The organism is Priestia sp. MDV22-iso46 (assembly GCF_058629175.1).
In genome coordinates, this window is record NZ_JBZVWT010000001.1 from 2,194,980 (window position 1) to 2,221,844 (window position 26,865).

24 protein-coding genes and 1 tRNA gene are annotated in these 26,865 nt (G+C 37.8%); 6 read left to right on the top strand and 19 right to left on the bottom strand.

Going from position 1 to position 26,865, the window contains the following annotated elements; translation table 11 throughout:
* Nucleotides 1–173 precede the first annotated feature (173 nt).
* Nucleotides 174–848 (top strand): hypothetical protein, encoded by a 675-nt coding sequence (locus AC4NPH_RS11110; RefSeq protein WP_097813383.1) that lies wholly within the window; start codon nt 174–176, stop codon nt 846–848.
* Between the two features lie 3 nt (nt 849–851).
* On the opposite strand, the gene speE is transcribed toward AC4NPH_RS11110, so the two are convergent.
* Nucleotides 852–1,739: a polyamine aminopropyltransferase gene (gene speE / locus AC4NPH_RS11115; protein ID WP_057274336.1), complete on the bottom strand. Its 888-nt coding sequence runs from the start codon at nt 1,737–1,739 to the stop codon at nt 852–854.
* Between the two features lie 369 nt (nt 1,740–2,108).
* On the opposite strand from speE, the gene AC4NPH_RS11120 reads away from it, so the two are divergent.
* On the top strand, nt 2,109–3,290 hold the full coding sequence (locus AC4NPH_RS11120) for an MFS transporter (RefSeq protein ID WP_029324800.1): 1,182 nt from the start codon (nt 2,109–2,111) through the stop codon (nt 3,288–3,290).
* A 49-nt stretch (nt 3,291–3,339) separates the two neighbouring features.
* Here the strand turns inward: AC4NPH_RS11120 and nasC are convergent, their stop codons facing one another.
* Nucleotides 3,340–5,490: an assimilatory nitrate reductase catalytic subunit NasC gene (nasC, locus tag AC4NPH_RS11125; protein ID WP_097813384.1), complete on the bottom strand. Its 2,151-nt coding sequence runs from the start codon at nt 5,488–5,490 to the stop codon at nt 3,340–3,342.
* Between the two features lie 19 nt (nt 5,491–5,509).
* Nucleotides 5,510–7,855 (bottom strand): nitrite reductase large subunit NirB, encoded by a 2,346-nt coding sequence (gene nirB, locus AC4NPH_RS11130; RefSeq protein ID WP_013055485.1) that lies wholly within the window; start codon nt 7,853–7,855, stop codon nt 5,510–5,512.
* Between the two features lie 337 nt (nt 7,856–8,192).
* Between nirB and AC4NPH_RS11135 the strand changes: the two genes are divergently transcribed.
* Nucleotides 8,193–8,627: a hypothetical protein gene (locus tag AC4NPH_RS11135; RefSeq protein WP_016763097.1), complete on the top strand. Its 435-nt coding sequence runs from the start codon at nt 8,193–8,195 to the stop codon at nt 8,625–8,627.
* Between the two features lie 55 nt (nt 8,628–8,682).
* Here AC4NPH_RS11135 and lrgB read toward each other — a convergent pair whose 3' ends face one another.
* From lrgB to AC4NPH_RS11195, 12 genes are all read right to left on the bottom strand, one after another.
* Nucleotides 8,683–9,363 carry an antiholin-like protein LrgB gene (gene lrgB / locus AC4NPH_RS11140; protein WP_013055484.1) on the bottom strand — a complete coding sequence of 227 codons (681 nt, stop codon included), beginning with the start codon at nt 9,361–9,363 and terminating at the stop codon, nt 8,683–8,685.
* A 33-nt stretch (nt 9,364–9,396) separates the two neighbouring features.
* Entirely contained in the window at nt 9,397–9,831 is a 435-nt protein-coding gene (gene lrgA, locus AC4NPH_RS11145; RefSeq protein WP_013055483.1) for an antiholin-like murein hydrolase modulator LrgA, read from the bottom strand.
* A 162-nt stretch (nt 9,832–9,993) separates the two neighbouring features.
* Nucleotides 9,994–10,734, bottom strand: coding sequence for a LytR/AlgR family response regulator transcription factor (locus tag AC4NPH_RS11150; protein ID WP_013055482.1), 741 nt, complete (start codon nt 10,732–10,734; stop codon nt 9,994–9,996).
* Nucleotide 10,735: 1 nt separating this feature from the next.
* Nucleotides 10,736–12,487: a sensor histidine kinase gene (locus AC4NPH_RS11155; RefSeq protein WP_097813385.1), complete on the bottom strand. Its 1,752-nt coding sequence runs from the start codon at nt 12,485–12,487 to the stop codon at nt 10,736–10,738.
* 121 nt (nt 12,488–12,608) lie between these two features.
* Nucleotides 12,609–13,937 carry a 6-phospho-beta-glucosidase gene (locus AC4NPH_RS11160; RefSeq protein WP_013055480.1) on the bottom strand — a complete coding sequence of 443 codons (1,329 nt, stop codon included), beginning with the start codon at nt 13,935–13,937 and terminating at the stop codon, nt 12,609–12,611.
* On the bottom strand, nt 13,934–14,263 hold the full coding sequence (locus AC4NPH_RS11165; RefSeq protein ID WP_063670569.1) for a PTS sugar transporter subunit IIA: 330 nt from the start codon (nt 14,261–14,263) through the stop codon (nt 13,934–13,936). The genes AC4NPH_RS11160 and AC4NPH_RS11165 overlap by 4 nt, the downstream gene beginning before the upstream one ends.
* A gap of 13 nt (nt 14,264–14,276) precedes the next feature.
* On the bottom strand, nt 14,277–15,635 hold the full coding sequence (gene celB, locus AC4NPH_RS11170) for a PTS cellobiose transporter subunit IIC (protein ID WP_013055478.1): 1,359 nt from the start codon (nt 15,633–15,635) through the stop codon (nt 14,277–14,279).
* A gap of 13 nt (nt 15,636–15,648) precedes the next feature.
* Nucleotides 15,649–15,954, bottom strand: coding sequence for a PTS sugar transporter subunit IIB (locus AC4NPH_RS11175; RefSeq protein WP_013055477.1), 306 nt, complete (start codon nt 15,952–15,954; stop codon nt 15,649–15,651).
* Nucleotides 15,955–16,114: 160 nt separating this feature from the next.
* Nucleotides 16,115–18,064, bottom strand: coding sequence for a BglG family transcription antiterminator (locus AC4NPH_RS11180; protein WP_097813386.1), 1,950 nt, complete (start codon nt 18,062–18,064; stop codon nt 16,115–16,117).
* Nucleotides 18,065–18,324: 260 nt separating this feature from the next.
* Nucleotides 18,325–18,903, bottom strand: coding sequence for a TetR/AcrR family transcriptional regulator (locus tag AC4NPH_RS11185; RefSeq protein WP_013055475.1), 579 nt, complete (start codon nt 18,901–18,903; stop codon nt 18,325–18,327).
* A 4-nt stretch (nt 18,904–18,907) separates the two neighbouring features.
* The gene (locus AC4NPH_RS11190; protein WP_013055474.1) at nt 18,908–19,630 is read right to left on the bottom strand and encodes an MBL fold metallo-hydrolase; all 723 of its coding nucleotides are present in this window, start codon (nt 19,628–19,630) and stop codon (nt 18,908–18,910) included.
* Between the two features lie 281 nt (nt 19,631–19,911).
* Nucleotides 19,912–20,250: a YflT domain-containing protein gene (locus AC4NPH_RS11195; RefSeq protein WP_013055473.1), complete on the bottom strand. Its 339-nt coding sequence runs from the start codon at nt 20,248–20,250 to the stop codon at nt 19,912–19,914.
* A 444-nt stretch (nt 20,251–20,694) separates the two neighbouring features.
* Between AC4NPH_RS11195 and AC4NPH_RS11200 the strand changes: the two genes are divergently transcribed.
* The gene (locus AC4NPH_RS11200) at nt 20,695–22,086 is read left to right on the top strand and encodes an amino acid permease (RefSeq protein ID WP_063670565.1); all 1,392 of its coding nucleotides are present in this window, start codon (nt 20,695–20,697) and stop codon (nt 22,084–22,086) included.
* A gap of 288 nt (nt 22,087–22,374) precedes the next feature.
* Here the strand turns inward: AC4NPH_RS11200 and AC4NPH_RS11205 are convergent, their stop codons facing one another.
* From AC4NPH_RS11205 to AC4NPH_RS11215, 3 genes are all read right to left on the bottom strand, one after another.
* A complete protein-coding gene (locus AC4NPH_RS11205) occupies nt 22,375–23,004 on the bottom strand; it encodes a copper homeostasis protein CutC (protein WP_013055471.1) in 630 nt (209 codons plus the stop codon).
* Between the two features lie 64 nt (nt 23,005–23,068).
* Nucleotides 23,069–24,514: a DEAD/DEAH box helicase gene (locus tag AC4NPH_RS11210; RefSeq protein WP_057274323.1), complete on the bottom strand. Its 1,446-nt coding sequence runs from the start codon at nt 24,512–24,514 to the stop codon at nt 23,069–23,071.
* Nucleotides 24,515–24,682: 168 nt separating this feature from the next.
* Nucleotides 24,683–24,754: transfer RNA gene (locus AC4NPH_RS11215), tRNA-Val, on the bottom strand.
* 130 nt (nt 24,755–24,884) lie between these two features.
* On the opposite strand from AC4NPH_RS11215, the gene AC4NPH_RS11220 reads away from it, so the two are divergent.
* Entirely contained in the window at nt 24,885–25,496 is a 612-nt protein-coding gene (locus AC4NPH_RS11220; RefSeq protein ID WP_013055469.1) for a DsbA family oxidoreductase, read from the top strand.
* Between the two features lie 20 nt (nt 25,497–25,516).
* Nucleotides 25,517–26,272, top strand: a complete 756-nt coding sequence (locus tag AC4NPH_RS11225) for an arylamine N-acetyltransferase family protein (RefSeq protein ID WP_013055468.1) — start codon at nt 25,517–25,519, stop codon at nt 26,270–26,272.
* 27 nt (nt 26,273–26,299) lie between these two features.
* Here the strand turns inward: AC4NPH_RS11225 and AC4NPH_RS11230 are convergent, their stop codons facing one another.
* Nucleotides 26,300–26,749 (bottom strand): Lrp/AsnC family transcriptional regulator, encoded by a 450-nt coding sequence (locus tag AC4NPH_RS11230; protein ID WP_013055467.1) that lies wholly within the window; start codon nt 26,747–26,749, stop codon nt 26,300–26,302.
* Nucleotides 26,750–26,865 lie beyond the last annotated feature (116 nt).

Below are 26,865 nucleotides of genomic sequence, written 5' to 3' on the forward strand. Positions count from 1 at the left end.
CATATAGTATGTAACTATTCAAAATAATCCTGTACATTTATCTATTTATCTCCACCATCTCTAAAAACTTTTTATGTATGTATTTAACACGTGTAATAATTCACCGATTTTATTTTTACTGCATTTATTATAGAAAGGATAGATTTCAAACGATATAAAAGGAGAAATAGTCAATGACATTAAAATTCATTCATGGAAACTACTTAAAATACAACAAAGGAACTGGTTTTATAAGCTGTCATGTGGATGCACTTCATGCAGAACCACCTGCTGCTGATTTATTTACGGATAAAGTTGTAGAAAATTTAGTCAAGAAAACAGGATGTGCAGGAATCGTTAGTACGGTTTCCAGAACCATAGCAGATTTAAATAGAAATCTAAATGAAACAAACCATGAGGGGATACATGAATATAGAAGAACAATCCAAGAAATTGTTAAATATTTAAAAATAGCAGATAGTAATAATCGCCTTCTAACGCCCTATTTGCATTTATCTTTTCATGGAATGAAGGATACACATTACGGACCTTATGCAATTGAAGTCGGGACTTTATATGGACAATCTTGCTCAAAGGAAGTTAAAGATTGGTTTCAACAGGTGCTGACTAAAAAATCTGAAGATTCGTTCCCGAAAATCCATGTAATATTTGATAATAAATTTGTTGGAAACGAATCAATTGCCTTTCACAGACAAGGCGACAACAGCGGCTATTTAGGTTACAGTCATAATTTTAATACATTTCAAATTGAATTATCCCGGACCCTGCGCAGCAAACACAGAACTACTATAACAAATATATTTTCCGAGATTATTGATGACTTTCAACAAACATTCGTCGCTACTTAGTTTTTAGGAATCTTTTCCGTCTACTATTTCTTTTATATATTTAGGTAAAACAAATGATGCACGGAAAATTTCAGGATCAATATATTGAGTATCTGTATGCTCTAGCTTCGTCAAATCGGCCTGAAGAGGATCCATTTTTTTAGAAGCAATCGTAAAACTCCAAATGCCGCAAGGGAAAAGAGGTATAGTCACTAAATATGTGCGGACAATTGGAAATAGCTCCTTTAGATTTTTAATTGTGCCTTGTAATGTAGAAGTATTGTAGTAAGGAGATCCTGATTGAAAAACAACCACGCCATCATCCTTAAGGCTGTTGTAGACATATTGATAAAAATCAGGTTGAAATAGTTTTTTTCCCGGTCCAACAGGGTCAGGCCGATCAATTATGAGAACATCATAAACTCCCTTGTGTTCTTGAATCCAATCTATTCCATCGCGATGTATCATATTGAGCCTGGTTTCACCATCATAACAAGAAGCCGGAGTTAGCCATGTGCGGCAGATTTCTGTAACTTTTGGATCGATTTCGACTACATCAATTTGTTGAATTCCGTCATACTTCATGGCCTCCCGTGCAGGACCGCAGTCTCCTCCGCCAATCATCGCAACTTTTTTGGGATTTGAATGCGTTATAATTGGCACATGGCTAATCATTTCATTATAAATAAACCCTTCTCCTGTTGAAATTTGTGGAGTACCATCTAGCACCAACATTTTCCCATACCATTTTGTATCCACAATACTGATTTGTTGATAGGAAGATTGCTCATAGTGAAGCAGACTTTTTACTTTATACCCCATTTTCACTCTAGCCTGTCCAACGTAACTCCATATCCAGAGCACTCCGTTATCATCCTTTTTATAACCTGAAAGAGGATGCTTTTCTGTCACTTTTTCCACCTTCTATTTCAAAAATTTGTGTTCTATATAAAATATGAATTATTTTTTATTTCGCTATAATTCGATAGCACAAATTTATAGATGCTTACTCTATTAATCTCTTCTAATTTCAATTTTTCTTCCATTCTTTCGACAATATTTCTACTTACTGTTCTTTCAAAGCTTTTTAACCGTTTCTTCATCAGCACTTAGATAGAGTGTAAGTCTAAGTTATCTCTCCACTTTTATCTGCGTCCGTTCTTCAGCAAAAGTACGGAAGAAAACCTAACACAGAATGATACATAAGAAAGAAAGCGTAGTATCATAATTACCATATTGCAACAGCTTTACGCTGCATATAAAAAAGGAGGTTTTTAAGCAATGTTTTCTAAACGGCCCTTATCTGTACTTCTTATCTCGACTTTATCTATGATTATTGCTTTTTCAGTATGGTCTGTCTTCGCGCCTATCGCTGCAGATATTCAAGTGATGTATTCATTAACCAATGCTGAAAAAAGTATCTTAATTGCCACTCCCGTCTTATTAGGTTCCCTCATGCGAATTCCGATGGGGATTTTAACAGATCGCTTCGGGGGAAGAAAAGTCTATTCTTTGACTATGCTGGCTCTTTTACTCCCTACCATTTGTGCAGGCTTTACTCATTCTTATTCCATGCTGCTCTTTTGGGCATTTTTTATCGGCATGGCTGGAACAACATTTGCTATTTCCATTACATATGTCTCTAAATGGTATTCACCTCAAAAGCAAGGTTTTATTTTAGGAATTGCCGGGATGGGCAACTTAGGATCGGCGGTAGCAAGCTTTAGTATTCCACTTATCTTTTCTTCTTTTGGCTTGCCTTGGGTATTTTGGAGTTTAGCAATTGCGGTAGCCTTAATGGCTCTTTTATTATGGGTAGGAACTTCAGACCAGCCTTCTGCTGCTTCCCCCAAAACGCTGCAGGAATCTTTATCGGTATTAAAATTTAAAGAAACGTGGTTTTTATCCATTTTCTATTTTTTAACATTTGGTGGATTTGTAACGTTCAGCATCTATCTCCCTACCATTTTGCATGATCAATTTAATGCTTCAACTGTAGACAGTGGGCTAAAAACAGCTGGATTTGTCGTACTAGCAACGTTTGTACGACCTCTTGGAGGATATTTATCGGATGTCTTCGGAGCAAAAAAAGTACTCACCTTCGTCTTTACCGGAATGCTACTAATAGGGTTATTTATTGCATTTACCATCACTGCCTTCTCCTTATTTAGCGTAGGTTGTTTACTTGCAGCCATTACTCTTGGTATCGGAAATGGAGCTGTTTTTAAAATGGTCCCATCTGTTTCAACAGGAAATATTGGAGCTGTTACCGGGATCGTAGGCGCATTCGGAGGAGTAGGCGGCTTCTTTCCCCCTATTGTGCTAGGCTTTATAAAAGATACAAGCGGAGATTACGTTGTCGGTTTTTCCTTACTAGCGCTTTTTGCCCTATTCTGTCTCTTACTGAATTATTCTGGATTCAAAAAACAAGATGTACGTATTAACCAAAAGCACCTTGCCTGATTCCATGTAAAAAGCCTCTTTTTTCAAGAGGCTTTTTGCATCAGCATTTTTAATAGCTGCTTCTTTTTACAGAAGGGCTAATATTCACAGCACTTACTTTAAACCCTGGCATCTTACAGGCAGGATCTAATTTCTCAGAGACAAGGTTATTAACATTTTGAGAATCCGCCCAGTGAAAAGGAACAAATACGGTATCTGGCCGAATGCCCTCTGAAAATTTGCTTCTTACCACAATCCTTCCATATGAAGATTCAATTTGTACTAATTCTTGATTCGAAATTTCATATTTTTTCGCTGTTGAAGGGTGGATTTCCATAAAAGATTCGAAATTTCTAGCAGATAAAGACGCACTTTTTCGCGTTTGTACACCCGTTAAATAGTGCGACATCACTCTCCCCGTTGTTAAATAGAGAGGATATTTTTCGGTTATTTTTGCTTTAGGAACAATAGCTTGATTCGAGACAGGGACCATCATCGCTTTTCCATCACTATGAGCAAAACGCGTCTCAAACAGGCGCTCGGTTCCTTTATCTGTTAAGCTTCTGCATGGCCATAAAATTCCTTTTTCCTCTCGTAATCGTTCGTACGTAATACCGGAGTAATCGGCGATCCCTCCTTTACTTGCTATTCGCAGTTCATTAAATATTTCTTCAGCTGATGCAAATGAAAAATGTTCCTCTTTTCCTAAAACTTTAGCAATTTCACATAGTATTTCCCAGTCGTGTTTGATTTCGCCATGGCAGGGAAAGCTAGCTTCGCGTAATGTAACTCTTCCTTCTATATTTGTCATGGTTCCTTCATCTTCCAAGTAGGAAGATGCTGGTAAGATCAAGTTTGCTAATTTTGCCGTTTCTGATTCAAACATATCTGCTACTACTAGAAATTCAAGCTTTTCAAAAGCCTTCTTAACAAAATTAGCGTTTGGATTTGAAACTGCTGGATTTGAACACATCAAAAACAACCCTTTAATTTCACCATCATGAATTTTTTCAATCATCTCATATGCAGAAACACCTTTTCTAGGAAGATCTTTCTCCTCTATGTTCCACACATCCGCTATATACATCCGGTGCTCGTGGTTTTCGATTGAACGGTAGCCTGGAAGCTGATCCGCTTTTTGACCATGCTCTCGGGCTCCTTGCCCATTTCCTTGACCAGTAATGGCCCCATATCCGCAGCGAGGTTTACCAATTTTCCCGACAGAAAGTAGAATATTCAAAAAATTTTGCACCGCAGCACTTCCGTCTGTTTGCTGCTCTACCCCTCTAGCGGTAAAAATCATTCCCGTTTTTCTTTGGCCAAACATACGGGCAGCTTGGTACATCTCTTCAAGTGGCACTCCCGTTATTTCTTCAATGATATTAAATTCCAGAGACACCACATATTGAATTACTTCTTCAAATCCATTGACACGTTCTTGTAGAAATCGTTCATCTAGATAATTTTCTTCGATAAGAACCTTCAAGATTCCATTGGCTAATGCCGCGTCGCTCCCCGGCTTAAGTTTCAAGTGTAAATCAGCTATTTTAGTTGTAGCTGTTTCTCTTGGATCAATTGCAATAATAAAAGCTCCGTTTTCTTTTGCTTTCTCAAAATAAGGCATAATTGTTGGCTGACATTCCGCAATATTTGTTCCAGCTAACATAATACATTCAGTAAACGGAATCTCTTGCAAGCTATTCGTAAATCCTCTGTCCATGCCAAATGTTTTACTAGCAGCAGAAGCAGCAGCCGACATACATAAGCGTCCATTGTAATCAATATACTTTGTTTTTAACGCAACTCGAGCAAATTTCCCTAATAAATAAGCTTCTTCATTTGTAATAGAGGCACTTCCATAAACACCTAGCGCATCTGCTCCATTCTTCTCTTGAATCTCTGTAACGTTTTCTTTAATATAGTGAAGAGCTTCTTTCCAAGAAATCTTTACAAACTCTCCGTTTACTTTTAATAAAGGATATTGAATCCGATCTTTATGCAAAGGATGCTGATGCGCATTCATTCCTTTGATACATAACCTTCCTTGAGAGGTAGGGTTATCTGTTCCAATTGTTTTATACGTTTTCCTTTTTACATGTGTTTGTTCAACTAACTGCATTTTGCACTGCATGCTGCAGTAAGGACACTGAGTATTATAGATACGCTCGGTTTCAACTTGCTTTTGCTGCTCACGAAAATATTTCAATAGCATCTCAGTCATCGTAGGTCACCCTTCTTTCCTATAATAAATATGTGATTGCACGAGAGCGTTCTGAGCTGAGCCGCTTCATTAAATACTCTCGATTGTCTACCTCAAACAAAACTTCTCTGACATGAACAATTCCTACTCGCTCGATCCAGCTCCCGACAGTTTCTAAATAGTTCCCCGTTTCACGGTAATATTGAATCAAAGAACAGCTGATTTCTACTGCTTCTTCGTTTGTTTCGGCCACATAAAACAGCTCCCCGCTTCTGGCTTCTGCGCTGCTTCCGCCGGCATATATTTCCCATCCTCTGTCTATTCTTCTTAATCCTATATCACTTGTTGTTACATTCTCTGAAATGTGAGAGCACGAAGCAATACTGATTTTGATATCACATGGGGTCTTTACATATTCAAGCTGTTTATCTAATTCATTTGATAAAGCAAGAGCAGGTTCATACTGACAAATACACGTTCCTTTTCCTATATAAACAGATACATTTTTAACTGTACGTTCATATAGCTGCTGAAGTCCTCTATCTATTTCCTCACTTATCAACGGAAGATATTCTTTTTTCACTCCAATAAGTTGAATGCGCTGATCACTTGTTAAACGAATATTAGAGATGTTGTACCTTTCAGCTACATTTGCTATGTTCCTTAATTCCTGTACATTTGTCAGACCACCGTGAATTTGCGGTACCACTGCATAAGTCCCATCGTGAAGCAAAACGGCCTGTTCATTCTCCGTAGTAAATAAAGAATGTCGATTGTTTTCATAATGAGGATTCATCATATCTAAATAGTAATGAAGACCGCCTTCACATAACGAACAGCCTTTCATGTCTTTAAACTTTAATATTTCTCTTACTTGCTGAACCGTCTCAAATTGATATTGCTGCATTTCTCTTACCAGCTCATCTTCTGATAAATGTGTACATGTACAAAAGGTTTTTTGTTCAATGATTTCATCAAACTCATCGCTTTGAATATATGTTAAAAGATCTGTTACAAGGGGTTTGCATCCTCCACATGAACCAGAAGCTTTCGTGCAATTTTTTATTTCATCTACTGTCGTTAAATCATTTTTCTGTACTGCTTCAATAATGGCTCCCTTTGTTACACCGTTACAGTTGCATATGATACCCGTAAGTGGCATAGAAGTTACTGCATTTTCTTTTTCATGTTGAGAAGGAAATAATTGTACTTTTTCCGCTTGCGACAAATCCTTTTTTTCATTAATCATTTGTGATAGCTTTATAGCCTCACTGGTATCTCCAAAAAGAACAGCTCCCACTATTTTCCCTTCGCGAAAAACGACTTTTTTGTATATACCATCTAACATATTCGAAATCGTAATGGCTTTTGCACCTTGATTTTCCTTGAACTCTCCGACTGAGTAAACGTCTATTCCTGATATTTTTAATTGAGTGGAAAGAACGGACCCGCGATAACCATCGTTTTTTATTTGGCAAAGGTGTCGCGCTAAGACTTTTCCTTGTTCGTAAAGAGGAGCAACAAGGCCGTATGTCATCCCTCGATGTTCAGCGCATTCACCTACTGCATAGATATCCGGGATGCTCGTTTCTAAATAATCGTTTACGATGATTGCTCTATTTGTTTCTATTCCGCTTTTTTTAGCTAGATTAACATTTGGCCTCACTCCTGTAGCCATTACAACTAAATCAGCTGCAATTTTGCTGCTATCGTTAAATCGGACGCCTTCTGCTCGATTTCCCCCTATAATCTCATCTGTGTGTTTGTTTAATAGAAAACTCATGCCTTGCTTTTCTAATTCTTCTCTTAACATAGCAGATGCTGCTCTGTCTAACTGTCGCTCCATTAAGAAACCCGAATGATGAATGACTTGAACATCCATTCCCAAATTCAATAGTCCCCTAGCAGCTTCCAGCCCTAACAGACCCCCTCCAATAACCGCTGCTTTTTTATACTGTTTAGAAATTTTAATCATTTCCTGACAGTCTTCGATGGTACGAAAACCGAGGACACCTTCTTTGTCAGACCCTTTAACGGGGAGCATATACGGGCTCGAACCAGTAGCAATAATAAGCTTGTCGTACCTCGTCTCTCTGTTTTTATCTGTTGTTATTATTTTTCTCTTGGTGTCTATGTGCGTAACGCTTTCTCCTTTAAATAAAGTGATATTATTTTCCTTATACCATGCCAAAGAATGAATATTGATATCTTCAAGCTTTGTACTGCCTTGTAAAACGGTTGATAATAAAATTCGATTATAGTTAACGTGAGGCTCACTTCCAAAAACAGTAATATCAAAACAATCTGGAGAATGAATAAGAATTTCTTCAATACAGCGCATTCCTGCCATTCCATTTCCGATTAATACCAGCTTTTGTTTTGTCATATAAAAACCTCCAACACATAGATTCAGACCGTAAAATATACAGTTTTTATTATTTCATAAACTTCTCTAAAAGAAATGAACCTTGTTATAACTTCTAACATTAAAATCTGTTTAAAGCGTATGAATACGCCGATACCATTCGTTGAAAGCAAGCTTTTATATAGAAGATTACTATACTTTAAAAAGGGGTAGAAAAAAGGATGCTATGCTTATATCACCTTTCCCTACGCCTTATAAGTAATCTATATAAAATTTTGTTATCTTCTTTTTGCCTACTATTTATTTATTTTGAAATCAATTATGATAAAAGAAAGAGTCTGAATTGGAGGTTTAAAACATGTCAATAACCGTTCACGCCACTCAGTGGATTCATTTTCAAATTAAATTGTATAACCTTCATTCCAAAACGAGATCGCTTAAAGATCAAAAACTAGAATTACCTCTGCCAGAATTCCATCAAAACCTAATCATATTTACATCAGCAGCTCATCATGGCCTTACGTTTGGATATCAAGCCATTCAATGGGATACACCCTATACTTCCTGTCCGATTTACATAGAGCATCAGTCTATTCCATGGTCTACTTTAGAACAACGTTCCCATAAGCACATAACTGAACATATTACAGCTATTTTCTTAGAGACAATGTTTTATAGACAAAGTCAATTCAAACAATGTCAATTTTGTTTTGAATTTATCATTCCTGAGAGTCTTTTTGACCATACAACCTGTCAAAACTGCGCATCACGACATTTTGGAGTGGTGTATTAATTAACAAACAAAAGCCTGAAGGAGTCAGAAAATCTCTGACTCCTTCAGGCTTTTGTTACATGACTAGCTGAACAAAAAGTGGAATAACGGCAACTGTGACAACGCCTACAATAACAACTGCAATACTTGCCATGGCTGCCTCTACTTCTCCCATTTCAATCCCTACGGCTACTCCCAGCGCATGCCCAGAAGTTCCAAGAGCTAATCCTTTCGAAATTGGATTCTTCACCTTGAATACTTTTAAAAATAAAGCGCCCAGCGCATATACGATGACTGCATTAAAAATAACAGCAAAGGAAGTAATAGCAGGAATCCCTCCAATATCTTGAGACAATGGCAGCGCAATCGCTGTTGTAGCTGCTTGTGGAAGCATTGATTTCATCACAACTTCATCCATATGAATACCTTTAGCAATCGCAAAAATAATCGCTACCGAACAAACTGACCCTACCGCAATAGAAGAAAGAATTTGCCACCAGTACTTTTTTAATTTATCGGCTTGCTTATATAAAGGGATGGCAAAAGCAATTGTTGCCGGTTCTAAAAAGAAGCTGATAATCTTCCCGCCGCTGCTATATTCCTCATAAGAAAAATGACCAATTTTCAAAAAAGCAATTCCGAGTACCATTGCCACAAATAAAGGAGTAAATAAGAAAAAACCTTTTGACTTTTTAAATAAATACGTTCCAATGCCGTACGCAGCTAAAGAAACCACGATTCCAAAATACGGATTCATCTTTCCAACCACCTTGTCTCTTTATAATTGATGTTAAGCAATACCTTGTTTTTTCGTTTTTTCACTCATATCTGCATCTTTTATTTCTTCTTTTGCTTTATTATCTTTTGTCATGCCAAGTATAAGCTGTGAAAATAAGCCTGTAACGCCTAACAAAATAATCGTTGCCACGATAATAACTAAACAAATTTGAATGCCGTACTGCTGCATAACACCTAATGAATTCATAACAGAAATACCTGCTGGTACAAATAAAAATCCGATCAAAGAAGTTAAAGCCGTTCCCAGTGATTCAACTTGCTCTAGTTTAATAATCTTCAAGCAGAGTGCAAGAAATAACAGCACAAGTCCAATGACTGAAGCAGGCATTGGAAAAGGCAAATGCTCTGCAATAAAATCTGAAATCAACATAATTACGGAAAAAATAAATGCTTGTGTTAAAAAGCCATACACTTTTTTAGCACTCATTTCTTTCACCTCTCTCTGTTTGTTGACTTCATTATATAAAATGAAAATCAATAAGAAAGCGTTTTCAAATTAAAGAGTCAAATATTTGTGCTCACTTACAAAAATCGAGCCTTGAAATGCAAAAAACAGCTTGCCAAAATGCATACGCAAGCTGCTTTTTCCTTAAATTCCTAAACGTTTCTTCAATTCTTTAGCATATGTACGGCTGACAGGAACTCGCTCATCGTTTTTCATTACTAAATTATACGTAGAATTAAACCAAGGCTGTACTTCGGAAATATGATTTACGTTGACGATATACCCCCTGTGCACACGACTAAACGACTGAGAAGGGAGCTTTTTTTCTAGCATAGCAAGCGTATCAGCAGTATGGTAGGATTCTGTTATGGTCTGAATGGTGACTTCTCCTTCTATTAATCCTACAAACAAGATGTCCTTTATACTCACCAACACAATCGAATCATCTACAGAAATCGCTAACTTTCCAGTTTGAGAAGAAGACTCTCCTATCGATTCTTCTTCTTTTACAGCGGGATGAGGAACACGCATTTTTTTATATTTATGAATAGCCTGCATCACTCTTTCTTCATCAAAAGGCTTCAAAATGTAATCAATTGCATCTACTTCAAAGGCTTGTAAAGCGTACTGATCGTACGCGGTTGCAAATATAATAGCTGGCGGATTTTTCATTTTTTTAAGCCTTTTAGCAATATCAAAACCGCTGTCATCTGACAATTGTATATCTAAAAATAATAAATCCGGCTTTTCATCCATCATTTTATCCAACGCCTCTTCGATACTTTCAGCTTCTTCAATGAAGTCTACTTCTTTCGTTCGATGTAATAAATATTTTAATTCATCTCGCGCTAACATTTCATCATCTACTATTAGTACTCGCAGCATATTACATACCCTCGCTTTTTAATTCAATTGGTATAACAAACGAAACCGCTGTTCCTTCTGTTACGTCAAACTCCAGCGTTGTTTCTTTTCCAAACAATCCATGCAAACGTTGTTTAATATTGTAAAGAGCCGTCCCCGTTCCTTTTTCTGAAAAAACGGGCTGATTGCCAAGCATTTGCAATCGTTTTGTGTCTATACCTTGTCCATTGTCTTTTACCTTTACGTATACATATTTATCTTTTGTCTCAATATAAACTTCTACGCGACAGTGCTTTTGTTTACGCGGAAACGCGTGCCGAATGGCATTTTCCACAAGCACTTGAAGAATAAATGGCGGAAGCAAGACATCATCTAGCCCTTCTTCAATATACATGTCAATTTCGTATTTATTAGGGAACCTGGCTTGTTCAAGCGATAAGTACGCGTGGACATGATCAAGCTCTTTTGATAACGGAATCAACAGCTGCCTTGCACCTTGCAAATTGGAACGAAAATAAATGCTTAACTGCAAAAGCAGCTTTCTGGTTTTTTCTACGTCCTGTCTGCACAGCGCCGATATCGTATTAATGGCATTAAATAAAAAGTGAGGATTCACCTGTGCCTGTAAAGCTTTAATCTCCGCATCTTTTAGCAATTTACTTCGAAGCTCTGCTTCGCCGAGCTCTAGCTGAGTTGAAAAAAGTTTAGCCAATCCTTCTGCCAGCTCTTCCTCCACCCGGCTTAACCCGCTCGCATCTTTAAAGTACATTTTTAGTGTTCCAATGGTAGTACCGTGAGAAGTAAGCGGCATCACAATAGCGGCATGAAGCGGGCAGTCTTTATGCTGACAATCAATTTGTTCTCTCGATTTTGCTTTCATAATTTTTCCTGTCTTCAGCACTTCGTGAGACAGCCCGGTAATTAAACTATGCGAAGGAACGTGATGATCAATTCCTTCCCCTACATGAGCTAAAATTTTGTGCGTATCAGTTAGCGAAACAGCATCCGTACCTGTGAAGCGATGAATAATATTTGCAACATTTTCACATGATTCACTAGTAAGACCCTGACGAAAATGTGGAAGAGTTTGATCCGCGATTAATAATACTTTGTGTGTCTGGAGCGCTCTCATTTGTTCCTCTTGCCGTAAAATGGACTGAATGATAGATAAGAAAATATAGCTTCCCGTGCCATTTACAATAATCATTGGAATAGCAATAATACTCACTAGCGTCCATGCCGAATCAAACGGTTTAGCAAATAATAAAATAATCAGCATCTGAAGCGTTTCCATCGCTATGCCTACAAGTGCAGCAAAGCGCGGTGTAATCGTTCGATGTTTTTTCCGGTAGGCATAGCCGATATATCCAGTTAACACCCCTGCTAAAACGGATGAAACTGCACAGCTAAACGCCGTACTCCCTCCTAACATAAAGCGATGAACGCCAGCAAGTATTCCTACTCCTAAACCAACAAATGGACCGCCAAGCAGACCGCCCATTTCCACACCCATAATTCGTGTATTTGCAATCGAGCTTGATGGATCTACTTTTAATAATAAGTCTTCATTTCGAATAATTGTTCCTTGAATTTCAATTCCCGTGTAGTTACTAATAATGCTAAAAAGAGAAAAAATAAAAATAAGTACAGCTTTCCCTTTATATCCTTGCTGTTTACGGAGAAATTGCCGAAAAACTTTTGTATGTGCTAGCAAAAAACCTAAGATGACAATAACTCCGACTCGTTCTACCATCATAATTAATAAATGAATCATTTCTAGCCACCCTTTGCTGTCCGTTTCTATTTTATATTGTTACATTGATGGTGGCAGAAATCTAGCTTTACAAATAGAAAAAAAGCTGTGCGAATACGTACTGTATTCGCACAGCTTGATTTTAAGCTTGAACCGTTTTAAAAAATTGAGGCAAGTAATCTTTATGAGCTTCTAGCATCTCATCGACAATTTGCTTAGCTAGCTTATCAGAAGCCACAAGAGGATTAATGGTTAATGCTAAAATAGCTTTGTCATAATCTCCGGTCACTGCTGCTTCAGCTGCAACACGCTCAAATGACTTAATTGTTTGAACAAGACCTCGTACAGGTACAGGAAGGTCGCCGACTGAAATTGGCTTCGGTCCATCTTTTGTAATAATACAGCTTACTTCTACGGCAGAATCAGCAGGAATGCTTGCTATGGCACCATTATTGATAGTATTTACGGGCTGAATATCGCCTTTATCCGTGTAAATGGATGTAATCAATCGAACGGCTGCATCACTATAATAGGCTCCGCCGCGCTGTTCTAATTGAGGCGGTTTAATGTCTAGATTAGGATCTTTATACAGTTCGAACAGCTCTTTTTCCAACTGTTTTACGACTTCTGCTCTCGTTTCACCTTTTTCATAATTAATAAGCTCTTTTTCTACCATTTCACGCGTTTTATAATAGTACATGTGATATGGACACGTTAACGCATTTAGGGCTTTTGTAAATTCTGGCTCCCATCCAAGTCCCGCTACATTTTTCACAAAGCTGCTGTTAGTTGGATCACTCAATAAATCAATAACTTGATCTTTAACGCTTACACCATCTACATATACATCTAATCCATAGACCATGTGATTTAAACCAGCAAAATCAATTCGAATGCGGGAGTGATCTACATCAAGCAGCTTAGCAATCCCCATTTCCATTCCGATTGGTACATTACAAAGCCCTACAATCTTTTTAATGTTACTATAGCGGAGCACAGCTTCTGTTACCATACCTGCAGGATTTGTGAAGTTAATCAGCCAAGCTTCTGGACATAACTCTTCAATGTCACGGCAGATATCTAAAATAACGGGAATCGTGCGAAGTCCTTTAAATAATCCGCCCGGTCCATTTGTTTCTTGACCAAGCACCCCGTATTTAAGCGGTATTCTTTCATCTTTCGCTCGTGCATCTAACAAACCAACGCGAAATTGAGTCGTTACGAAATCCGCATCTTTTAGTGCTTCTCTTCGATCTAACGTTAAATGAACATTAATTGGCAAACCTGATTTTTTCACCATTCGTTTCGCCAAATTACCAACAATCTCTAGCTTTTCTTTTCCTTCTTCAACGTCTACTAGCCACAGTTCTCGAACTGGAAGTTCATCGTATCGTTTAATAAATCCTTCTATTAGTTCAGGCGTATAGCTTGAACCTCCGCCAATCGTTACAATCTTAATACCTTTTGTCATAGTGTAATCCCCCCAGAAATTTTGATTGCTTCATATAAATCTACAAATTCAGTAGCCATTTCTTTTATCGTCATCGCATTCATTAAATGATCTTGAGCATGAATCATGAGCAGAGAAATTTCTGTGCTTTCCCCTCTAATTTCACCTTGAATTAACGACGTTTGGATATGATGAGCAGCATTTAATTCTTCTGCAGCTTGTATAAGCTTTTCACGTGCTTCTGAAAAATTTCCGCTTTTGGCAGCTGCTATCGCTTCCATGGCTGAACTTCTGCCGTTTCCACCGTGTAAGATTAATTTAAAAATATATTCTTGAATGCCTTCCATCCTTTATCCCTCCTCACACAATATCTTTCTTTGTATCACTTGGTACCCCTTCAGCTGCAGGCTGTATACCATTTTCTTCAGTGAATTTTTGTTTATCCCACATTCTAAAGAAAGGATAATAAATGCAAACAGAGATTCCGATATTAATAGCTTGCATAACTGCACCCGATAATTTCCCTCCTGTTGCCAAATAGCCAGAAATAATCGGAGGCATAGTCCAAGGAACCGCAATACCTGCTGGTTTTGCTACCAGTCCTGTCGACATCGCAATATAGGTTGCTACTACCGTCACAAGAGGGGTAATAATAAACGGAATAAGCATCATTGGATTCATCACCATCGGAAGTCCAAAGATGATCGGCTCATTGATATTAAAAAGAGCTGGTCCTATTCCTAACTTACCAAGCTGTTTCATTTGTTGACTGCGTGCTTTTAAAATCATAGCTACAACTAGAGCTAACGTGGCTCCGCTGCCTCCGATATTAATCCAAATATCAAAGAACTGCTGTGTAAAAATATTTGGTAATGCTTCATGATTAGCAAATGCAATTCGGTTTTCATCCATAGCTCCATACCAAATGGGAGCCATAATTCCACCGACAATATTCGCTCCATGAAGTCCACATGACCACATGAGCATAATAACAAGTTCGGCAACTAGCGTACCGCCTAAACTGCCGCCTAACACACCTAAAGGCTTTCCAAGCAATTCTCCAACGATATTATGCAGACTTCCAAAATGCGTTTGTTCTACTAACAAACGTAAAATCCAAATAAATGCTATTACCGTAAAGCCAGGAATAAGAGCAGCAAACGATTTTCCAACAGCGGGAGGAACTCCATCAGGCATCTTGATGATAATGTCTTTTTGAATAAACCATCTGTAAATTTCCGTAGAGAGAATCGCGACAATCATTGCTACAAAGAGTCCTTTACTTCCCATTAAAGCGGTTGGAATTCCGCCGTCTACTAAAATAGCTTCTTTGGCTCCACTTGGGAGAAAGGACACTTTATACGGAGTAGCAAGTAAAAAAGCAGCAAGTGAAATAGCCCCTGCGGACAAAGCATCTACTCCGTATTTTTCAGCTAACCGGTAGGCTATTCCGAAACAAGCAAGCAGCGCCATAATATCGAATGTAGCTCCAACTGGATAGGCCATTTTCGTTGCCCATTCTTTTCCGAAAATCCCTGCCATAAAGTCGTTATAACCTGGTATCGGTAAATTCGACAGTATTAAAAATACTGAACCGATAATAATGAGCGGCATTGTCAGAACAATACCGTCTCGAAGTGCTTGTAAATGGCGTTGACCCGCCATTTTTCCAGCGATAGGCATTACTTTGCTTTCAAGCATACTATTAAATTTGCTCATGTAGTCCACACTCCTATTTTGAAACTAGTTGAACTGCAAATTTTAACACTTGTTCTCCATTACACGTTCCGTAGTGAACAGGATTTATAACGTCAACTGGTACTCCTTTTTCTTCACCTAGCTTCTTAAGCTGCGGCAATAGGTAACGCACTTGAGGTCCTAATAAAAGTACATCCGCTTGATCAATATGGTTGCGAACAGAGTCACCAGGAACCGCCCAAATTTTATACTCCGTGCTTTGCTCCTGAGCGCTTTTTTCCATTTTTGTTACTAGTAAACTTGTAGACATTCCAGCTGCACAACATAATAGAATATTCATTTGTCATTCCCCCGTTTTTTATTTTGCTATCTGTTTTGTTGATAGTTTTATCTTAAAATAAAAGCGCTTACATTTATACACAACCTTTTTCCGCTGCTAACGGAAAAAATATGTTTGAACATTCAGATAAAAAAGAAGCCCCTCTCTTAGACTTCTTTTTTTATCTAATATTTTTCATAAACACCTCTATAAATTCCTCATAACCCTTGCACCTTACTAAGCGCTGCACGACCTGCTTATCATCTACAACTTGAACTAACAAACTGTACATCTTCTGCAAATCGCCTTGATTATTCGCTTTTACACTTAAAAGGCAAATAAATTGTACGAGGTTTCCTTCCCACATAATCGGTTTTTTTAACGTACAAATGGCCCAAAACGTCGTATCCGTTTGAGGAACCATAGGATGAGGAATCGCAACGAGATTGCCAAAACTTGTTGGTGATGCAGCTTCTCTTTCAAAAACAGATTCTATAAATTGAGAAGAAGCTAGTCCTAGATGAGTTAATTTCTCTCCTAAAAAATGAAGCACTTCTTCTCTTGTTTGAAATTCTTGCTGTAAATATACCAATTCTTTTTTTGTGTATTCTAATGAAGGCTGCGGTTTGTTCTTCATTAAACAATCAATTTTTTTAAAATCACTGTTTCCTAGAATAGTACTTACTTGTACTACAGGAACAGGAAGATGATCTGGAATTGGAATGGTACTAACAATAAAATCTAAAGAGTGCAGCGACATTTGGTGAAGCTTATAATACTGCGTTGTTCCTAAAATAGTCAGATTTAATCCAAACGTAGCCTGCAGCTTATATGATAATAGCTTGGCACTCCCTACTCCCGATGCGCATACAATCAAACAGCGCTTAGGCTGATTGATAATTTTCCGACGTTCAATGGCACCTCCAATATGTAAAGCTAAATAGCCAATTTCTGTTTCATGCATGTCGATTTCAAGGCGGTTTTTTAGTACCTTTCCAGCTATAATTCCAGCTTCAAAAGCCAGAGGGTAATGGCTCTTAATCCCTTCAAGCATTGGGTTTCGTAGATTCATTCCATATTTATAGCGGTTGATAGCCGGTTTCAAATGCAAGCTCATACCAAGGATCAGCTCTGAATCTTCACTAATTTCTAAATGAAGCTCCTTTTCAATTGCTTCTAATATAGCCGCTGTTAATTCATAAATATTTGTATCAATAAACTGCTTCACTTCTTTTTCTTCATGATTGCCATTATTGAGCATTTTTGTCCCTAACAAATGAATGGCGATATACGCTGTTTCTGACTTCGGAAAACGAACCTTGAATGCCTTTTCAATTTCTCGTACAATTTCAGCTGCTACTTCATATTCTTTGTGCTCCATAATCTCAAGCAGGTCTTCTGAATACAAAGAGATAAAATTTTCTTCTTGTATTCGCTTACAAGCTATAGCTAAATGAATGATTAAATTGTTTAATCCAATGTCTGAAACCATAATATTGTATCGTTTTATTTGATTTAAAATGTGGGCTTTAATCGTTAAGATTGATTCTTGGGGCAGGATAGATATTTCATTGTGTACCATATCTACTTCTTTATCTTTTCGGTTGAATATGTACTCAGACATACAAAATCTCATTTTCATTTCGTCCCCTTTAGCTTTCAAGCCATAGTTAGGACGTTTTTCTAAAAGGATATCATACTTACACAGCTGTTTTTTAACATCTCTTAAATCGTTTTGAACCGTTGACTTGCTAATATACAACTCGTCTGCTAAATCTTCGAGCTTCAAATATCCGTCTGCTAGCAGCAATCTTTTGATCAAATAATGCACGCGGTCATCAGGAACGGTTGGAATAGACGCTGTATCAAATAATTGATTAGCTGAAAGTTCTTTTAATAGCTGATGAAACTGTTTTTCATCTAAAACGCTAAGTTCATATCCTGTCCCTCGAGCTGATTTAATTTTAGCCCCGTGCTGAGACAAAATGTCATCTAGCTGTTTTATATCCGTTCGAATAGTTCGAGAAGATACTTGATTTACTGTTGCCAAATATTCGCTCGTAACGGTTGATAATGTAGACTGTACGGACATTAGTTCTCTTAATATGACGATCATTCTTGAATTAAGCATGTTTGCTTCTCTCCATTCTCAGAAGATTTCCCCCCTTATAAAACAAATTAAAAGGGCCGGTTATTTTAAACAAAAACAAAAAATACCTAAACAGCAACAAACAGAAACTACCTTTTCTGTCCTTGCAGCTTAGGTTTTGCCTGCTTCATCAGTAACAACCCTAAAACAATAGGAATAAATGTCTTTATTTGTAATCTATCATTCTTTCTCTTTTTTTTCAATTTTAACTAAAGCATTAGGCTTAGTGGCATTAATAGAATTTATGTGGTCTCTTCATACCGATGTAGCCCCAATACAAACGTACGAATTAAAAAGTCCAGGGTCTCATCAGTGCTTAAAGGCATTCCAAATCCCCCTTTTTGCTCCAAAGAAGCAAATCCATGTAAAATGCTGCGAAGACTTCTAACAGCATGAAGGGCTTCATCTTCTGGAAGATGATACGGTTTCAACACATCCAGCACTAAAAGCACAATGTTATCAGATGCTTTTTGTACTTCTTCATCTTGTATCCTTGGTGCTACCGTTGCTGTTGCTTCGTATATTCCCGGAGACTTTCTTACAAATGAAACGTACGCTTTGCTCAGCTGGTAAACAGCGTCTTCTGCAGAAGCATGCTCAACAGCACTTTTTAAAAGATGATATAGCTGCTGCAGTCCACTTAAAGCCAGTTCTTTGCGCAGCTCTTCTAATCCTTTTATATGATTATATAAAGACGGTGGACGAACATCTAATTCTTTGGCTAATGAAGCAATTGTAACAGCATAAAACCCTTCACGATTGGCCAAATTTCCACCCGTTTGAATAACCTTTTTAAAATCTAGTCCCTGTCGTGGCGACATCCCTTCATCCCCTTTTTTCCATTTTCACTTTTGCTTGTTGTATTGCTTTTCCCATCAATTTCAGCGGCCGAGAAAGGAGTCTTCCGTGTCCAACAGCAAGAAGTGACGGGTTTAGTTGATATAGCTTTTCTGCACTTTTAAGTGACAGCTCCTTACTCCACGTTCCAAAAGCGGGAAACGGAAACAGCGGCTTTAACTGACCTGATACCGCAACTCCTCCTCGCACTTGGAAAGAATCTCCCGCAATTAATGCGTTCGTTCTCTGGTCTAAAAAAGACATAGACCCAGGTGTATGTCCAGGTGTAAAAATAGGAGCAAGTGAGCCTATGTAAGACTCTTCTTCAATGAAATGATCAACTTCAGTTGAGATCTTTCCTAGCTTTGGTACTCCTCCACGGATTGGGTTTTGAGGTTCTTCACAATCGAGTGTTAAATCTCCTGAAAATAATCGATAATCTCTTTGCGACATATAAACAGAAGCATTCGGTAAACTTTTCTTCAAAGTATCAATCGCCCCGATGTGATCTTCATGAGTATGTGTAAAAACAATTCGCGTAATCGGTTTTCCAATTCGATCTGCAGCTTTCAAAATACCTGACGCGCTGTACGGAAGAGCTGCATCAATTAATGTAAGGCTATCTTTCTCTTCAACTAAATAACAATTCACTGGAAAAAAACGAGGCAAAAACGTCAGTTGATACAACATTTTCTCACGAACTATTCTCATTTCCTCATCCCCTATTATCAAAATAAAAACTAATGGTATTAGTTTTTATTTTAACTAATACCATTAGTTTTATCAATCATATAGTAAAAAAAACAAAAAAGTGTGAGACATAACGAAATCAATCGAATCTAAAGACGAACAAATGAGATAAAGAAGCTCGTATAGATCACTCGTTACACTGTCCCCACAAAAAATCCGAACGCGTTTGGTTCTCCATCAAGAATCAAACGCGTTCGGATCTTCCTTTAACTAAACTACTTTTGCCCTAGCCTCTATTAAAATTAAATGTCTTTTCTCTCCCCTGTAGCAGCCACTACAATCGCACTGCCTTTCTTTAACTCTTCTTCATATTTCTTTGTTTCGTCTTTTGATAAGCCTAGTGAAGCCATTTTTGTTCGAAGCTCATCTTCTCTTGTTAAAAATAAACTCGCTGCTGAATGTAAAGGACCTTCTTCAGACAGTCGAATAATATTTGTGTCCGTTACTTCTGTTAAATTTTTAGAATCTTCCTTGTCATAAGTAAACACGTATACTTCATTTTTCTCAAAACCTTTGTCTGCAAATTGATTAATTGCTTCGTTAATATCCGCTCCGCTTTCTACTACTTCAACATGTTTCATTATTTATAACCTCCTGTTTCTATAGCACATCTTTCTTTTATACTTAGCAAAAGAATAAACTTCTTACTACTATATATACCCGTTTTCAGAAAGGGAAACCCGCATTTAACGCTTTGCAGAGAGTTTGAATATCATTCCACATTATCCTTTAATAGGATGTATACCTCTTTTGATTAACTTATTTGAAACAATCATTCAGCTTATTTTCAGCTACCATTCATAAGAAATTCATCTACATTGCTTATTATAAAAAAGGAAAAGACGCTAATCAGGTACTTTATACGCATAATGAATGTCTGTGTCAGAGTAAGCCGGATATGAATGCAACAATTCATATCCGTTTTTTGTATGAAAGAACCTCTAACAACATTCTGTCCATACGTCTTACAACATACTATAATTCTCTATATTAACTAAAATTTCAGGTTATATAGGAGGTTACAAATGAACAGCCATCCACAGCCACAGTTAAAAAAAGAGTTAAAGATCCGGCATATCACCATGATTTCTCTTGGAGGAATTATCGGGGCTGGATTGTTTATCGGAAGCGGATCACTCATTAACACCGCTGGACCGGGATCTATTTTTTCGTACGCGTTTGCTGGTTTGCTCGTTATTTTAGTCATGCGAATGCTTGGAGAAATGTCTACTGCAAATCCTTCCAGCGGTTCTTTTTCCACTTATGCAAAAGAGGCATTAGGCCCTTGGGCAGGCTACACGATTGGCTGGCTCTACTGGTTTTTCTGGGTTATCGTTATTGCTGTTGAAGCTATTGCAGGTGCAAATATTATTCAATACTGGTTCCCGTCTTTGCCGTCTTGGGGAGTAAGCCTGGCTCTTACTTTTTTATTAACGATGACCAATCTGTACTCTGTTAAATCTTTCGGAGAATTTGAATATTGGTTTTCCCTCATTAAAGTCGTCAGTATCGTTCTTTTTTTACTTTTAGGTATAGCTATTATTTGTGGATTCATTCCAGGAATTGATTCTCCCGGCACTTCCAACCTTTTGCACAAAGGCGGCTTTTTACCGAATGGAATTAGCTCTGTATTTTTAGGAATTGCCCTTGTCATGTTCTCCTTTATGGGAACAGAAATTGTCGCAACCGCAGCAGGTGAATCGTCTCAGCCTGAAAAAGCCATTACCATCGCCACCAATACCGTTATTTATCGCATTTTGTTTTTCTATTTAGGCTCTATTTTTATTTTAGTAACGGTTCTTCCGTGGAATTCGTCAAGCCTAATGAAAAGCCCATTTGTATCTATTCTTGAATTAGTAAATGTACCGGCCGCAGCTCAAATTATGAACTTTATTATTTTAACAGCCGTTCTTTCCTGTCTGAATTCTGGTCTGTATACAAGTTCTCGCATGCTGTTTTCCATGTCTCAAAACGGCGATGCGCCAAAAAGTTTTTCAAAATTAAATAAAAAAGGCGTGCCAGTTAGTGCGATATTAGCATGTACAGTTATCTCGTACATTAGCGTTATCTTTAACTATATTTCACCGGACAAAATCTTTTTGTTTTTAGTGAATGCATCAGGCGGCGTAGCGCTTCTTGTATATCTTGTTATTGCATTTTCACAGATTAAAATGAGAAAAAAATATGAAAAAGAAAATCCTGAAGCATTAAAAATTAAAATGTGGTTATTTCCTTACTTAACTTACGCTACAATCCTTGCCATCACTAGTATTTTTATTGCCATGGCATTTATTGATTCATTACGTTCTCAGTTCTTCTTAACTCTTTTAATTGCTGTACTCGTCGTAGGTTCTTTTTTCTTTCAGCGTACAAAAGTGACGAGCGGCTTAGCAGCAAAAGAAAATACATCAAAATAAAAGAGGTTGATACATAACTAAATGAATCCAACCTAAAGATGAACAAATGAGATAGATGAGCTGGACTGCTTATTACACCGCAATTGATTTCCGTGCAAGGCTTCGCTTTCCGCGGGCGGCCGCTGAGCCCGCAGGAGTCTTCGCCTTGCCCTCCAATCACCTGCTAGAAGGAACGAAACAGATGAAACTATATTCACCATCAAAAAAAACGAACCACGAATCAAACATATTGATTAATGGTTCGTTTTTCACTTGGACTAAAATGCTTTTGTCCCAGCCTCTTTTTATTTAAGGAGATAAATCTCCTACAATTTTTGTTCCGTGTAATTCAGCTGCTTTTGTTTCTTTCATAACCCGCTCTGCGTTGCCTTCATGAATTCCTCCGCCGGGCAAAATAATAATACGTTCATTAGCATATGTGATCAATTCTCGGATCATATGCAGATTTTGCAAAGCAGATCCTTTCCCTCCTTTGGTCAAAATACGGTCTGCTCCCAATTCACTAAGTATATCAATGGCTTTGTATTTATCTTTAATCTCATCAAATGCCATATGAAACGTAACGCTTAAAGGATGAGCTTCTGCTATTAACTCTTTAGTGCGTCCGTAATCGATTTCAGCTTCTTCTGTTAAAATGCCAAATACTACTCCGTTTACTCCAAGGTCTTTACATGCTTTAACGTCTTTTTTCATAATTTGAAATTCTGCTTCGGAATATATAAAATCACCGCTTCTTGGGCGAATAATCACGTTGATATCTGTATCAAGATGTTCGCTTGCATATTGAATGGTGCCGTAACTTGGCGTAGTGCCTCCTTGACTGAGATTGTCACATAATTCAATGCGGTCTGCTCCTAGCTTCTCTGCTTTTTTTGCCTGCTCATACCCTTCTACACACGCTTCTTTTATGTACTTCATACTCTCAGCTCCTTTATTGGCTGTATAAATAAAGCCCATCTTTAAAAAGATGGACTTCCCTCTGCTATTTAATCGCTTTATGAACTTTTAATTTCTTTCCTTTAATTGTCTTGTTCTTCATTGCTTGTAACACTTTGGTACCTTTTCCATTCAGAATCTCCACATAAGAGACGTTTTCTTGAATCGTAATAATTCCAATATCGTCCGCGGTTACTCCGTCTAATTTCGCAATTGTTCCTACAAAATCGACCGCTCGAATTTTCTTTTTCTTTCCTCCGTTAAAATACAGCTTCATAATGTCTTTATTTAATGACTCGCTTTTATCTTTTTTAACTTCTGGACGCTCATTAATTTTTTCAGTAAAAGCGGATGCTGCCTGCTGTACTTCTTCTTTAGAAGGAGGAGTAGATGTTGGAATTGAAAAGCCGATATATTCCTCAATTTCCGATAGCATTCTCTTTTCATAAGGCGTTACAAATGTGATAGCCTTCCCTTTTTTACCGGCACGTCCCGTTCTTCCTGTACGGTGAACGTAGCTTTCTTTTTCTAACGGAAGATCGTAGTTAATAACGTGTGTGATATTATCAATATCAATTCCTCTCGCAGCTACATCTGTCGCCACTAAATAGCGGAATTTACCTTTTTTGAAATCATTCATAACCTCAAAACGGTCTTCTTGCACCATTGCCCCGTGAATTTTATCACAAGGATACCCAAAATCATCTAAATCATCTAACAGCGTATTTACCTGCTCTTGCGTGCGGCAAAAAATGATGCAGCTGTCAGGGTTTTCTACTGTGGTTACGTCTTTCAGCAGTTCAAATTTACGTTCGTTTTCTACTGATATAACAGAATGGTCAATCGTACTTGTCGTTAATCCATTTGCTTTGATTTCAACATCAACCGGCTTTTTCATATACTTGCGAGAAAGCTCTTCAATATCTTCAGGAAGCGTAGCGGAGAAAAGCATCGTTACACGCTCACTAGGAAGATGTTGAATAATTGCTTCTACTTGGTCAATAAAACCCATATTTAGCATTTCATCTGCTTCATCAATAACCAAATAACGAATTTTCTCTAATGCAAGCGTTTCTTTTTCTATATGATCAAGCACTCGTCCAGGCGTACCTACAACAATATGTGTTTTTTGCTTTAACTCTACTTTTTGCTTGGCAAATGGTGATTTTCCGTAGACAGCTGCTGCTTTAATTCGCTTAAAACGGCCGATATTAGTAATATCTTCTTTTACCTGTGCAGCCAGCTCTCGTGTCGGTGTTAACACTAAGGCCTGGGGCTTATTTTCTTCCCAATTAACTAATTCACACAGTGGAATACCAAAGGAAGCCGTTTTTCCACTTCCTGTTTGAGACTTCACGACCACATCTCTTTCTTCTAGCGCGATGGGAAGCACCTTGCTTTGTACTTCCGTGGGATGATTGTATTGCAGGCTAGAAAGCGCCTTAGCTACCTTGTCACTAAGACCATATTGACTAAAACTTCTTTGATTCATTTTGTACCCTCATTTATTTTAAATTAGTGATTATCTTTATCATGACCTGATGCACTATGTTTCATTATACTTTAATTCTTCTATACGCGCTCAAGATTTAATATAGCATTGATTTGTCAAACAAAAGAGAAAAGCCGCTCTCTTATTAATAAGAAAACGGCTTTGGTATGAGCGATGAGGGATTCGAACCCCCGACCCCATCCCTGTCAAGGATGTATTCTCCCACTGAACTAATCGCTCGTGATATGTATTGACTTTATTATAGAAAGAGTTATCCAATTTTGTCAACTATTTTTCCACAGTTCCCAAGTTGGAAGGATCGTCTTTACTTTTGATAAAATAAAAACATGCCATAAAGGAGCGTGACGGGATGAAAGCGCATATTGAATTTTATTTTGATTTTGTCTGTCCACTATGTTTTCTAGCCACTAAGCCTTTAAGAGAAGTCATTAAAGAACAAAAAGCTGAGATTGAATGGAAGCCTTTTGAACTTTGTCCTGAGCCAGCCCAGCAGATGGAGCAAATAGAAGATTTTTTAGAGAGACCTTGGAATCAATCGATAGCTCCCTTAGCACAACAGCTGCACGTAGAAATAAATATGCCGGACATGCCTCCAGTCCCGCGCACTCATTTAGCACATGAAGGCTTTCATTTTGCTAAAAAACATGGTCAAGAAATTGCCTATGTAGATGCTGTTTTTAAAGCTTATTGGGAAGAGGAAAAAGATATTAGCCAGATTGAAGTCTTAGCAGAAATCGCTGATTCCTTGCATTTAGATCAAGAAATATTTACACGTATCTTAAAAGACCGGACGTTCGAACAAGTTCATAAAGATAGCTTAGTTCATGCGTATGAAGATGCTCATGTAACGAAAGTACCAACTTTAAAAATTGGCAGCCGTGTATTTCAAGGATTCGCTTCCAAAGAGACACTCGAAAAAGCGCTGTTCCATGAACGTTCTGCTAAAGACAGAGAGAAATGATTTACTAAGAGGTGCATTTGATGAATATTAATTATTATTTTAGTCGGTTTTTAGCTAAGAAACCGGATAGCCCAACGTATGAAAGCTTAGCTGCTTTACAGAACAAACACATGCTTCATGTTCCTTTTGAGAACTTAGATGTTCTGTCTCAAACCCCTATCATAATTGATTTAGAACGAATTTTTCAAAAAGTAATTGTAAATTTGCGTGGAGGATTTTGCTACGAATTAAACGGTCTATTTGGCTGGCTGTTAAAAGAAAGCGGATATGAAGTCTCTTACGTTTCAGCTACCGTCAAAAAACCCGACGGCACGTGGACCATTGAAGGAAGTCACGCTACAAACCTTGTGATGGTTGAAAATCAATCTTACATCGTAGACGTTGGATTCGGAGATTCTGTGCGCAAACCAATGCCTCTAAATGGCGAAGTAGTAAGAGATGTAAGCGGCTCTTATCGTATGACAAACGTTGCTGAGCATATGTATGATTTGCAGCGATGGGAAGATGATGTATGGAAAACGCTGTACCGTGTGTCTACGCTTCCTAAGAAACTGACTGACTTTACTCCCATGTGTGAGTTCAATCAAACGTCAGCCGATTCTCCGTTTGTACACAAACGTCTTGTTACGATCGCAACCCCTATAGGGCGCATTACCCTCTCTGGTGAAACGCTAACTGTAACAGATGGAGAAAAAAAGACGAAAAGGAACGTTTCAGAAGAAGAAATACCTGATATTTTACAAAATCATTTTTATATTATTAAAGGATTTTATTAATATCTCCTTACACGAAAAACCGGCCTCTTATGGGGCCGGTTTTTGTACAGGAGTAATCATCCTGTTTTCTACAGGCGACTTTAAAATAATTGAGGTATTCACATTTCCATAAGGAATCAGTTCATCCACTAGCATTCTAAGTCCATCCATTCCAGACACGGCTGCTTTGATAAAGTAAGAAACCGGTCCAGTTACGCGATGACATTCAAGCACGTCTTCATTTTGCTCAATAAAGTCTTCAAATTCCTCCGGTTTTCTTTTTAATTCGCTTACTTGAATAAACAGCTGTGTATCTCTTCCTAAAGCTTTCGGAGACACCGTAGCGCTAAAACGCTGGATCACTCCTCGTTCCTGAAGACGCTGAAGTCTTTCTGATACGCTTGGACGGCTAAGAGCCAGCTTTTTTGATAAATCACTAATCGTCATACGTCCGTCCCTTTGCAAAATAGACAATAGTTGTGCATCGATTTGATCCATACAAACCTTTCCTTTCAAAATGAATATAATAAATAAAATCTTTATTCAAGTTGATAACAGAACAAGTATTATTTCCTTCATTTATACATGTGTTTTCTTTATTTAATATCCTATCA